12 protein-coding genes are annotated in these 11,095 nt (G+C 38.0%); 8 read left to right on the top strand and 4 right to left on the bottom strand.

The genetic code is table 11. From position 1 onward, the window contains the following. Positions 1 to 266: 266 nt before the first annotated feature. The 4 genes from HUN22_RS12100 to HUN22_RS12085 all read left to right on the top strand — a co-directional run bounded on the left by HUN22_RS12100 (position 267) and on the right by HUN22_RS12085 (position 2,563). Positions 267 to 725 carry a DUF6438 domain-containing protein gene (locus tag HUN22_RS12100; RefSeq protein WP_174729673.1) on the top strand — a complete coding sequence of 153 codons (459 nt, stop codon included), beginning with the start codon at positions 267 to 269 and terminating at the stop codon, positions 723 to 725. A 135-nt stretch (positions 726 to 860) separates the two neighbouring features. Next, positions 861 to 1,274 carry a YeeE/YedE family protein gene (locus tag HUN22_RS12095; RefSeq protein WP_174729667.1) on the top strand — a complete coding sequence of 138 codons (414 nt, stop codon included), beginning with the start codon at positions 861 to 863 and terminating at the stop codon, positions 1,272 to 1,274. Positions 1,275 to 1,278: 4 nt separating this feature from the next. Continuing rightward, complete coding sequence (locus tag HUN22_RS12090; RefSeq protein ID WP_174729659.1) at positions 1,279 to 1,692, top strand: DUF6691 family protein; 414 nt, start codon at positions 1,279 to 1,281, stop codon at positions 1,690 to 1,692. A 4-nt stretch (positions 1,693 to 1,696) separates the two neighbouring features. Then, a complete protein-coding gene (locus HUN22_RS12085) occupies positions 1,697 to 2,563 on the top strand; it encodes an MBL fold metallo-hydrolase (protein WP_174729656.1) in 867 nt (288 codons plus the stop codon). 59 nt (positions 2,564 to 2,622) lie between these two features. Here HUN22_RS12085 and pcaU read toward each other — a convergent pair whose 3' ends face one another. Both pcaU and HUN22_RS12075 read right to left on the bottom strand, forming a co-directional pair. Next, the gene (gene pcaU / locus HUN22_RS12080) at positions 2,623 to 3,435 is read right to left on the bottom strand and encodes an IclR family transcriptional regulator PcaU (RefSeq protein ID WP_174729653.1); all 813 of its coding nucleotides are present in this window, start codon (positions 3,433 to 3,435) and stop codon (positions 2,623 to 2,625) included. A gap of 42 nt (positions 3,436 to 3,477) precedes the next feature. Beyond that, entirely contained in the window at positions 3,478 to 4,398 is a 921-nt protein-coding gene (locus tag HUN22_RS12075; RefSeq protein ID WP_174729650.1) for a LysR family transcriptional regulator, read from the bottom strand. A 90-nt stretch (positions 4,399 to 4,488) separates the two neighbouring features. Between HUN22_RS12075 and HUN22_RS12070 the strand changes: the two genes are divergently transcribed. The 4 genes from HUN22_RS12070 to HUN22_RS12055 are packed head-to-tail and all read left to right on the top strand — an operon-like array spanning position 4,489 to position 8,324. Then, positions 4,489 to 5,730 (top strand): acyl-CoA dehydrogenase family protein, encoded by a 1,242-nt coding sequence (locus HUN22_RS12070; protein WP_174729647.1) that lies wholly within the window; start codon positions 4,489 to 4,491, stop codon positions 5,728 to 5,730. A 17-nt stretch (positions 5,731 to 5,747) separates the two neighbouring features. Next, positions 5,748 to 6,869, top strand: a complete 1,122-nt coding sequence (locus HUN22_RS12065; protein ID WP_174729644.1) for a phosphotransferase family protein — start codon at positions 5,748 to 5,750, stop codon at positions 6,867 to 6,869. After that, positions 6,866 to 7,564: a histidine phosphatase family protein gene (locus HUN22_RS12060; RefSeq protein WP_174729640.1), complete on the top strand. Its 699-nt coding sequence runs from the start codon at positions 6,866 to 6,868 to the stop codon at positions 7,562 to 7,564. Before HUN22_RS12065 ends, HUN22_RS12060 begins: the two co-directional genes overlap by 4 nt. A 16-nt stretch (positions 7,565 to 7,580) precedes the next feature. Next, a complete protein-coding gene (locus tag HUN22_RS12055) occupies positions 7,581 to 8,324 on the top strand; it encodes an SDR family oxidoreductase (protein ID WP_174729637.1) in 744 nt (247 codons plus the stop codon). A 36-nt stretch (positions 8,325 to 8,360) separates the two neighbouring features. Here the strand turns inward: HUN22_RS12055 and HUN22_RS12050 are convergent, their stop codons facing one another. Together HUN22_RS12050 and HUN22_RS12045 are read right to left on the bottom strand one after the other, a co-directional pair. After that, positions 8,361 to 9,617 (bottom strand): OprD family outer membrane porin, encoded by a 1,257-nt coding sequence (locus HUN22_RS12050; protein WP_174729634.1) that lies wholly within the window; start codon positions 9,615 to 9,617, stop codon positions 8,361 to 8,363. A 109-nt stretch (positions 9,618 to 9,726) separates the two neighbouring features. Further along, entirely contained in the window at positions 9,727 to 11,076 is a 1,350-nt protein-coding gene (locus HUN22_RS12045; RefSeq protein WP_125739616.1) for a spinster family MFS transporter, read from the bottom strand. Between the last annotated feature and the right edge of the window lie 19 nt (positions 11,077 to 11,095).

Below are 11,095 nucleotides of genomic sequence, written 5' to 3'. Positions count from 1 at the left end.
GAGCTAGAATGGTCGACGCAGATTATTACTACTCAGTAATAATTTGTATTTCAGGAATTTAAGCTTTTATTGGCTTAAGGCTCATCGCAAGATGGGCCTTTTTTTATGCGATTTAGATCATAATATTTCATTATTATAGAAATAGCCTAAGCTAGAAGTTTTATGAATTAATGAAACCAATCACAAAAAATAGTCTTTAATGACAAGAAGTGTATGATTTGATAAATTAAAGCCACTTGATAATAATAGGTGATACGATGAGATTTTTGGTTCTTGCAACTTTATCTGGTTTAGCTTTGATGGGTTGTGCTTCTGTTCAGCAAGCACCGAATACACAAGAGACAATTCGTTATGCTTCTAGCCCATGCTTTGGTGCATGTCCAATTTATTCTGTAGAAGTAACACCTACAGGTTTAATTCGCTTTGAAGGTAAACAATACACTAAAGCTATTGGTGTTAAAGAAATTCAAGGTAGCGTAAAAGATTATAAAAAACTTGCAGATGATCTAAAAACGTATCGTCCTGAAACAGGAACTCAATCAAAAACTGCAGGTTGCCAGCAAACAGCAACCGACATGTCTAGCTATTACATTACTTGGATTCATCCAAATGGTACAGAAACAAAATTAAGCCATTACACAGGTTGTATCTCTCCGGCAAATAATAGATTGAATAAGGTTATGGAAAAGTTACCTGAACAATTAGGCATTAAAGATCTAATTTAATGATAAAGGCCCCAAAATCTTGGGGCTTTTTCTTTTTAAGAAGAATTATAAGCTTAAACGTTTTACTTTAAGTATTTCTAAAAGAATCAGCGTATAATACATATTATAAAAATATATATTGTTAAGAGTGGTTATATGTCAAATATTGTCTATGCCTTCTTGGGTGGTTTATTACTCGGTATCGCAACAGTTGGATATTTATATATAAATGGTCGTATAGCCGGAATGAGTGGATTGCTTGCTCAAATCATCAATCCTACTAAAGACACCTTTAAGAGTTCGGCATTCTGGTTTATTGCGGGACTCGTGATTACACCTTTCATATATGGTTATTTTTATCAGCCTGAAATTGAAATTAAAGCTAATACATTTGCACTTATTCTAGCAGGTGTACTTGTAGGCTTTGGAACACGGTTAGGGTCGGGTTGTACAAGCGGTCATGGTATTTGTGGTATGAGCAGGTTATCAAAACGCTCGATGATAGCGACAGCAGTTTTTATGTTTGCTGGCATGTTAACGGTTTATATCATTCGTCATGTGATGGGGTAATCTTATGAAAAACATTTTTGCTTTTTTATTTGGTAGCTTATTTTCATTAGGTTTAATGATCTCTGGCATGTCTAATCCAGAAAAGGTATTAGGTTTTTTAGATATTTTTGGGCAGTGGGATATTAGCTTAATGTTTGTGATGTTAGGAGCGATTGCTGTGGCATTTATTCCGTTTCAAAAAGCGATTAAAAATCCAAAAACACTTTTTAATGAACAAATTCAATTACCAATGACTACACAGATTGACCAAAGGTTAATTGTTGGTGCTTTTATTTTTGGTATAGGCTGGGGAGTGGCAGGCATATGTCCAGCGCCTGCTTTAACACTCATCGGATTAGGACATTTTGAAGCGCTCTATTTTATTGTGGCCATGTTATTAGGAATGTTTATTTACCGAGTCTTAAATAAAGGAAATTAAAGCTATGCAACAACCTTTAGTAAAAGATTTTTTTGATGAAAACACCAATACTTTTAGCTATGTTGTTGCAGATTTAGCGACTCGTCAATGCGCAATTATTGATAGTGTGCTTGACTATGATGCAGCTTCGGCAACTACAACAACAACCAATGCTGATCTGATTGTCAATTATGTCTTGGCTCAAAACTTTAAAGTGCAATGGATTTTAGAAACCCACGTTCACGCCGACCATATGACAGCGGCCCAATATTTAAAATCTAAATTGGGCGGTGACATCGCAATTAGTACAAAAATCTCAATTGTACAAGAAACATTTTCAGCTATTTATAACTTTGATTTTAAGAAATTTAATGAAAATCAAACTTTTGATTATTTATTTAAAGATCATGAACATTTTAAAATAGGGGATATAGAAGCCTATAACATTCCTACACCAGGACATACACCGGCTTGTCTCAGCTATGTAATTGGTGATGCTGTCTTTGTTGGCGATACCTTATTTATGCCTGATTACGGCTCGGCCAGATGCGATTTTCCTAAAGGAAGTGCTGCTGAGCTTTATGATTCGGTACAAAAACTTTATACACTTCCTGACGATATGCGTATGTTTCTATGCCATGACTATAAGCCCGAAGGCCGTGATGAATACATCTGTCAAACAGATATAAAAACTCAAAAGCAAAGCAATATTCATTTAAACCGACAAGTTTCTAAAGAGTCATTCATAAAAATGCGTCAAGAAAGAGATGCAACTTTAGCAATGCCAAAACTAATCTTGCCTTCAATACAAATTAATATGAATGCAGGAAATTTTCCGGCACGTGAAGAGAATGGCATCCGTTATTTAAAAATACCATTTAATTATTTTTAGAAATAGCCTAAGCAGATTCATTGAATCATAATTACTCAACAAAATAGCCTAAGTAAGATTTAAAGAACTTGTCTCAAATCGCGCGAAGTCTCTTGCAATAAAGGCAAAATGTGTTGAATTAAATATTCTTCAGTTGTTTTCATGGTCGGAGAGACAATATTTAAAGCTGCAACAACTTTAAAGTCTTGTCCATAAATTGGTACGGCGAGCGCATGAACGCCTAATTCGTGTTCTTCACGTGAGTAACACCAATCTTGTTCTCGAATCTCTTGTAGTAACTCTAAAAATTTATCATTTTCAACATGCGTATACTTGGTTAGACGCTGAAGAGGATATTTTTGAAGCCAGTCCAATTGTTCTTCTTGGCTTAAATGTGCCAGTAAAATTTTACCCGCAGATGTCGCATGTGCAGGTAAGCGGTTACCCAAATGTAAGCCGTATGGATTTACACGATCAGTTTGTTGGTGGGCAGCACTACGGGCAATGGTAATGGCTTCATAACCATCAAGTACCATCACCGAATAAATAAGTGAGGTCTGGTTAGTTAGAAGGTTTAATAAAGGCTGAGACACTTTTGGAAGCTGAGCTGCACCTAAATAAGCTCCTGAAAATTTAAGAACTTTCGGAGTTAAATAATAATAATGACCATCTGACTCAAGATAACCTAAATATTCTAAAGTTAATAAATGACGTCTTGCTGCCGCTCGGGTAAGTCCAGTTTTTTCAGCAGCCATAGAAATATTTAAACGATGTTGATTACTGCTAAAGCTATCTAAGATTGACATGCCTTTACCGATGCCAGCAATGTAATCTTCATGACGAATCGTTTTTTTATTGTCCTGATTCTGGATTATCCGTTCATCTTTACTCATTACTGGTCCTTGTACGATAGAAGCTTAATAGATCAATTTGCTTTATTGAAAAAGTTTAATAATTTCATGTCGCAAAAATTGATGCCTTAAATTATCCCTTAAATCTTCGTGCCAAAACATACCCATTTTAATATTGGTTATCTCAAAAGGTAGGGAATGTAAGCAAATTTCAGAACTATAAGACAAATGCTGCAAAATCATTCGGGGCATAGTGAGTATTGCGTCGGCTTGAGCTCCCAAAACTTGTAATGCCGTTGAGTAGTTTTGACAGCGCATAAATACATTTCTAGAAATTTTTTGGTGTTGGTTTAAATAAATATCTTCAAGTAAGGCGCCTGTACGGCGTGACGAAACACCGATATGTCGACCACTAATATAACGAGATAAATCGACCTCTTTAAGTTGACTACAAATGACGAACTCGTCTGTTACTAAATGATCAAAAGTAATTTTTGGAGATAAGTATTGTTCTAGGTCAATCACGAAATCGAGCTGCTGGGTTGCCAAATCCGCCATGATGTGTTTTCGATCTAGCTTCATGCTGACAAACTGCAAGTCTAAATTAAGATTTTGAAAGTGTTGAGCGAGTCTTGGAAGAATAATCGGCTCAATTTCATCATGCACGGCGATTTTTAAATTTTTTAGACTTGTTGGATCAAAGACGTGTTTCTGTTGGCTAATATTTTGAATGGTTAAAAGTGCTTGCTTAACAGTTGGGTAAATCTGCTCGGCAAAAGGTGTAGCAGACATTTTATTGCCTACTCGTGTAAATACATCATCTTCAAGTTGTTGGCGTAAACGCTGCAAAGCATGACTGGCTGCCGACTGCGTAATATTGAGACTACTTGCCGCATTTGAAATACTTTTTTGCTCATAAATCGCGATAAAAAGTGGATATAAATTGATATCAATTCGGTGAAAAAAGCTTAGGTCTAGGCCGTGAAGGTTATGAATATTATTCATGAGGTGTTATTTAATAAAATCATTTCATTCATATTAAGTTTCAAGTTATGTTGATGTAAAGACCAGATAATGATGTAAAGGAAAAAAAGAATGTTTGAACTCTCAAAAAAAGCTCAGGACTTCACCGAGCGAACTAGAAAATTTATTTTAGAAGAAATAGAACCTGTTGAAGCAAAATTTTGGGAAGAAGTTCATGAATTAAATCCAGATGGAAACTGGAAAAAATGGCAATGGCCAGAGCTCTTAGAAACTCTGAAATCTAAAGCGAAGGAAGCTGGCCTCTGGAATATGTTTTTACCCGATGAAAAGCTGGGTGCTGGATTAACTGTTCAAGAATATGCGCATATAGCCGAATTAACTGGTCGTAGTTTATTGGCGCCTACGGTTTTTAACTGTAATGCACCAGATACGGGAAATATGGAATTGTTATGGCGCTATGGTAGTGAGCAGCAAAAACAACACTGGTTACAGCCTTTATTGGACGGCAAAATCCGTTCGGTTTTTTGTATGACTGAACCCGAGGTTGCTTCAAGTGATGCAACCAATATGCAAGCGACTGCCTTAATCGAAGGTAATGAAATTGTTTTAAATGGCAAAAAGTGGTGGTCTTCTGGCTTAGGTGATCCAAATGCCAAAGTCATTATTTTTATGGCGCACACTCCTGATGAAACCAAAGACCGCCATCACCAACACTCTATGGTTTTAGTACCGATTGATACGGCAGGTATTGAAATTCAGCGGATGTTACCTGTGTTTGGTGACTACGATGCGCCGCATGGACATGGTGAAGTTCACTTTAATAATGTTCGAGTGCCTATCGAAAACTTTATTGGTGGTGCAGGTCAAGGTTTTGAAATTGCCCAAGGTCGTTTAGGACCAGGACGTATTCACCATTGCATGCGTTGCATTGGGGCTGCTGAAAAAGCTCTAGAACTTATGATTGATAGAGGCATGTCTAGAACGGCGTTTGGAAAAGAAATTTTAAAACTTGGTGGAAACCTTGAACGTGTAGCCGATGCGCGGGTAGCCATAGATCAAGCTAGACTTTTAACCTTGTATGCTGCTTATAAAATGGATACTTTAGGAAATATGGCTGCTTTAACAGAAATATCTGCAATTAAAGTGGTCGCTCCGAGCGTTTTAGAAAAAGTAGTCGACATGGCGATTCAGTTACATGGCGGTGCGGGCGTTTCAAGAGATACACCATTAACTGGTTTCTTTGCTCAAGCACGCAGCTTGCGTTTAGCTGATGGACCAGATGAAGTACATAAAGGCATGATTGCCAAATTAGAATTAGTCAAACGTGGTTATGGTCGTCATAAGAAAGTATAAGTTTAAAGGAAGTGAATATGTCGGTAATTGATATAGGCGGTGAAGTACGTGAAGGTGAAGAGCTTGCTATTGGGGCAGTTGAAAACTGGTTAAAAAACCAAGGTGTTGAATTGGTTGGCCCAGCGGTCGTTACTCAATATACAGGTGGGGCGTCGAACTGGACTTATCGTTTAAAGTATGAAAATACCGATTTAATTTTACGACGTCCTCCAAAAGGAACAAAAGCGAAATCGGCCCACGATATGGCCCGTGAATATATGGTGCAAAAAAACCTTGCACCTTATTATCCAGTACTTCCTAAAATGGTGGCACTTTGTCAGGATGAATCGGTCATTGGCTGTGATTTCTATGTCATGGAACGCATTGAAGGTATTATTCCTCGTGCAAAATTACCGCGTGAACTTGGTTTTAATGAAGAAGATGTTCATGAGCTTTGTGTGAATGTTATTGATAAGTTGATTGAGCTACATCAAGTTCCTTATGAGAACACACCTTTAGCTGAACTAGGTAAAGGTACAGGATATTGCCGTAGACAAGTTGAAGGTTGGGATAAGCGCTATGAGAAAGTCCGCACAATCAACGTTCCTTCATTTAAATATGTTCGAAAATGGCTAAACGATAATATCCCTCAAGACTCTACAACTTGTATTATTCATAATGATTGGCGTTTTGATAATGTGATTTTAGATCCGAAACATCCAACAGAAGTAATTGGTGTGCTGGATTGGGAAATGGCGACCTTGGGTGATCCATTAATGGATTTGGGCAGTGCTTTGGCCTATTGGGTTGAGCCAACGGATAACATGATTTTTAGATCAACACGCCGTCAGCCTACTCACTTAAAGGGAATGTTCTCTCGAAAAGAAGTCGTTGACTATTATTTGCAAAAAACAGGTCTGGAACCTCAAAACTGGGCTTTTTATGAAGTATTTGGTGTATTCCGATTAGCAGTAATTGCCCAGCAAATCTATTATCGTTATTACCATAAACAAACTCGAAATCCTGCTTTTAAAGATTTCTGGATTGTCATTCATGCGTTACATATTCGAGCTTTGAAACTTATCGCGCAGCAAAAACTGCAAGACTCAGAATTTGCTCAGCAATCTCTACAGAAAATACAGGGTATTTTAAGAAAATGACCACAATTTATCTGGTAAGACATGGTCAGGCATCATTTGGTAAAAGTAACTATGATGAGCTGTCTGAAAATGGTGAGGCTCAAGCGACTTTGTTAGGTCGTTATTTTAAGCAAATATTGAAAGAAAAGCCTTATGTGGTTGCAGGGACTATGCAGCGCCATGAGCAAACTGCAAAGCTCGCACTCAATGAATGCTTTCCAGATGCGGTGATTCATCATAATAATTTATGGAATGAGTTTAACCATCAACAAGTTTTTGCACGCTATGAACCACGTTTTGAACAGCCTGAACTGTTAAAAGCTGACGTAGCACAAGAACAAAACCCTCGTGCTTATCTTGCCAAAATATTCGAAGGCGCCATTGGACGATGGACAGATGGTGATTTTCATCATGAGTATGATGAGTCTTGGCCGCATTTTAAAAATAGAGTTGAAACGGCGTTGCAGCAACTTTGTGATGATTTGGCAAAAACTAAGCCTCGGTATGCTGTTGTTTTTACCTCGGGTGGCGTGATTTCCGTAGCAATTGGCAAGCTGCTTGAGCTGAGCCCCAGTCGAACATTTGCTTTGAATTGGGCAATTACTAATACAAGCCTCACCACTTTGCGTTTGGTTGGAAATGAAGCTCAGGTTTTAAGCTTAAATGAACACCATTTTATAAAAGCTGAGCGTCCAGATTTACTGACATGGATTTAAAAATAAGGATAAAAGCATGGCAAAGACAATTTTAATTACAGGTGCAAGTTCTGGATTGGGCGCGGGTATGGCTCATGAATTTGCAGCCAAAGGCTATAACTTAGCAATTTGTGCACGCCGTTTAGACAGATTGGAAGATTTAAAAACTGAACTTGAAAATGAGTACGGTATTAAAGTCATTGCAAAAAGTCTAGATGTCACGAATTACGATCAGGTCTTTGAAGTATTTCGCGCCTTTAAACAAGAGTTTGGCTATTTAGACCGAATTATTGTAAATGCGGGAGTCGGAAATGGCCGTCGTATTGGTAAAGGTAATTTTGAAATTAATAAGGCAACCGCTGAAACGAACTTTATTTCTGCTTTAGCGCAATGTGAAGCAGCGGTTGAAATTTTTAGAGCACAAAACGCCGGTCATTTGGTGGTGATGTCATCCATGAGTGCGATGCGCGGATTACCAAAACACTTATCGACTTATGCGGCCAGTAAAGCTGCGGTGGCTCACTTGGCCGAAGGTATTCGTGCTGAATTACTGGATACCCCAATTAAAGTTTCAACCATTTTCCCAGGCTACATCCGAACTGAAATGAATGAAGGCGCTAAACATTTACCTTTTGAAGTCGATGCCAAAACAGGATGTAAAGCTTTGGTCAAAGCGATAGAAAAACAACCTGTAAAAGCGTATGTACCACAGTGGCCATGGTTACCAATGAGTATTGCCATGAAGGTTTTACCATTAAAGTTGGTTAATAAATTAGGATAAAAAATTACCCCCTAAACTTTAGGGGGTAATTTTTATTTAGAATTTTTTGGTGTAATTGACAAACAAGCGGTCTTCACCAAAGTCATTACCATGTTTTACGTTGTAATCAATTCGAATGTATTGCAGGGCCACGCCTTTTAGGAAAGGTTGCTGAAACGCATAGTTTAAAATCACATTTGACTCAGTTTCGTGGTTTTTCTCGCCATTTGCTGCTTTAAAGTCATGACCGTAAACATATTTCACCATTGCATTTAGGCCTGGTACATAATCTTTAAAGTCGTAGCCATACATGACATGGTAAGACTTTTCATCTTCTTTAAAGAAGCCAGTGGCATTCCAATTAATGAAATAAGTTTCCGGTAAGAAACCATCTGGTAGTGGATAAGCTGACTCACCAATAATTTGTTGATAACCCAAACCAAAGGTGTGGTTTTTTACTTTGACGGTTTCAAGTAATCCAATGTTCTCTGCATCAATATCAAAAGTATTACCATCATCTTTTGTATTAAAGTATTTAAACTTAGAGGTTAAAGCAAAAGATGGTTGCTTCCACGTATGTTCAAGTCCTACATAATGCTTGTTATACAGATCTTCTAAATTACCAAAGTAGTATTCACCCTTGAGTGACGGTGTAAATTGATAGCGCAGGTCAATGTAGTTAAGGCCATCAGATTCTTTAGTAATTCCATTTGACGTGAAAGAAAACTTTTTAAAGTCTTCTTCATTTCGTGGTGATACTTTTTCTACTCGGCCAATTTCAGCATAAAGCTGATCTGAAAGTTGCGACTTTAGGTTGGTTCCCCAATACGAAGTGAGTAACTGGCGGCTGGCATCTACAGCCGTTACTGGCAAATCTAACCAAAGTTCACCAACACTTAAAAGTGTTTTGTCATAACCTAGCTTTAAAGTCGCGCCATATTTTAGATAGTCTGATGCCTGAGATTGCGTTTCTTTATTAAAAGGCAAAACTGTGTCGGCGACATGTTTGTCTGAACTTAAGCGCACGGCGTATTGAACAGAAGCATCGGCCCCAATCGTAATGGGCTTGTCTGCTATGACTAACGGAGTGTCATGCATTTTTGATTTATAAAATAACGATGCTGCCTGAGACCAACTGCCTGTATCTTTGAGTGCAGCGTTATCAAAATTACGATTGATATAAGCATTTTTTAAAGTGAATTTCCATTCATCTTCAGTTTGCTGATTTGGATTTGCGGCCCATGAGCTGCTGCACATCAGTAATAAAGTGGCAACAGCTAAAGTATGTGGTTTAAAACGGTGAAATAATTCCATAATCCATTTCCCAGATGTATGCCAGTCCTCGGCAATACTTAATTTTGAATATTTCGGTACTCTCTAAGCGTTTAGATAGAGAGTACTTTTTTGCAAACGCTGAGACCTATTAATTTAATTTTTCAAGTTTCATACTTTCACTAAAGAATTTGCAGCCTTTAAAAAGCAGAATTAAAGCCAGTACACAAGACAAACCACCCACAATAGATAAAGAAGAACCCACCATTAACGGACTACCAAAAACTTTATCTGTGATAATAGCCACCAATGTTGTACCAATACCGAGTCCAATTAAGTTACTCACTAAAAGGAAGAGGGCAGAAAGTCGTGCTCTAAATTGGTTAGGAGCTAACATCTGTAAAGCAGTTGCCGAAATCACTAAAGGGAAAGAAGCAAAGAACATTGCCGGAATCAGTAGGCTAACTGAAAGCCAAAGCTGGTCTGTTTGGGTAAAAAATGCAATTGGAATAATCAGACCAACAATACCAATAACGCCTGTGAACATCGGTGCATCTTGACGGCCTTTTTTGATAAACCAGTCGTTTAGCCAGCCTGCACAGAACACGCCTAATGTATTTGCAATTAACAGAATGGTACCGAGCATATAGCCTGTTTCAGTCGGCGCAAGTTGAAACTTACGGATATAAAATGCAGGTGTCCAGCTAGTCAGACTGTAGAGAGCCATTGCATAAAAGGTAAAACCTAAATAATGACAAGCAAATGTTTTCGAATGTTTTTTAATAAACTGAAGACATTGTGTGAATTTAACTTGGTCGACTTGTCCATGTTGGTTGAGCTGTTGACCTTTACGCGCAGGGTCTTTAACGGTCAAAATAAATAACAACCCAATAATAATGCCGGGTAACCCCACCACTAAAAAGGCAATTTGCCATGCTTTAAGTGCGCCTAATAGTGGAACTTCAATAAGTGTCACGCCTTTAAGCAAGTTAATGACATAGCCACCCACTAAAAAGGCAATACCGCCCCCCAAAAAAGCACCAATTGAATAAATCCCAACAGCGCGGCCTAGTTTGTCTTTACTAAACATGTCGCTAAACATTGAATAAGCAGCTGGCGATAAAGCAGCTTCACCGACACCTACCGCCATACGGCTCAAGAACAGTTGAATAAAGTTTTTACTTAAACCACAAGTTGCTGTTGCCAGGCTCCAAACAATAATCCCGATTGAAATCAGTTTTGGTCGTGAAAAACGGTCAGCAATATAGGCGAGTGGTAATCCCATAACCGCGTAGAATAGTGAAAAGGCAAGACCATGTAACAAACTAAATTGGGTATCTGAAAGTTGGAGATCTGCTTTGATGGGTTCAATCATCAGCGCTAGAATTTGGCGATCAATAAATGAAAATATATATGCCAACATACAAAGTATCACCACATACCATGCATAGGCATTGCTTTTCTTCTGTGTCCTTTCAACAGCGATATTACTTTGGTTCATACACTTAATCCTTATGTAT

The organism is Acinetobacter lactucae, from assembly GCF_013344765.1.
Classification (GTDB): Bacteria; Pseudomonadota; Gammaproteobacteria; order Pseudomonadales; family Moraxellaceae; genus Acinetobacter; species Acinetobacter lactucae_A.
The sequence above is the reverse complement of the archived record's forward strand: the minus strand, read 5'-3'. Positions and strand labels throughout refer to the sequence as shown.

What these genes read in the sequence shown, in the direction of transcription:
- HUN22_RS12050 (WP_174729634.1), bottom strand. Translation starts at nt 9,617, where the DNA reads ATGGAATTATTTCACCGTTTTAAACCACATACTTTAGCTGTTGCCACT.
- HUN22_RS12085 (WP_174729656.1), top strand. Translation starts at nt 1,697, where the DNA reads ATGCAACAACCTTTAGTAAAAGATTTTTTTGATGAAAACACCAATACT.
- HUN22_RS12055 (WP_174729637.1), top strand. Translation starts at nt 7,581, where the DNA reads ATGGCAAAGACAATTTTAATTACAGGTGCAAGTTCTGGATTGGGCGCG.
- pcaU (WP_174729653.1), bottom strand. Translation starts at nt 3,435, where the DNA reads ATGAGTAAAGATGAACGGATAATCCAGAATCAGGACAATAAAAAAACG.
- HUN22_RS12060 (WP_174729640.1), top strand. Translation starts at nt 6,866, where the DNA reads ATGACCACAATTTATCTGGTAAGACATGGTCAGGCATCATTTGGTAAA.
- HUN22_RS12095 (WP_174729667.1), top strand. Translation starts at nt 861, where the DNA reads ATGTCAAATATTGTCTATGCCTTCTTGGGTGGTTTATTACTCGGTATC.
- HUN22_RS12065 (WP_174729644.1), top strand. Translation starts at nt 5,748, where the DNA reads ATGTCGGTAATTGATATAGGCGGTGAAGTACGTGAAGGTGAAGAGCTT.
- HUN22_RS12075 (WP_174729650.1), bottom strand. Translation starts at nt 4,398, where the DNA reads ATGAATAATATTCATAACCTTCACGGCCTAGACCTAAGCTTTTTTCAC.
- HUN22_RS12045 (WP_125739616.1), bottom strand. Translation starts at nt 11,076, where the DNA reads ATGAACCAAAGTAATATCGCTGTTGAAAGGACACAGAAGAAAAGCAAT.
- HUN22_RS12070 (WP_174729647.1), top strand. Translation starts at nt 4,489, where the DNA reads ATGTTTGAACTCTCAAAAAAAGCTCAGGACTTCACCGAGCGAACTAGA.
- HUN22_RS12090 (WP_174729659.1), top strand. Translation starts at nt 1,279, where the DNA reads ATGAAAAACATTTTTGCTTTTTTATTTGGTAGCTTATTTTCATTAGGT.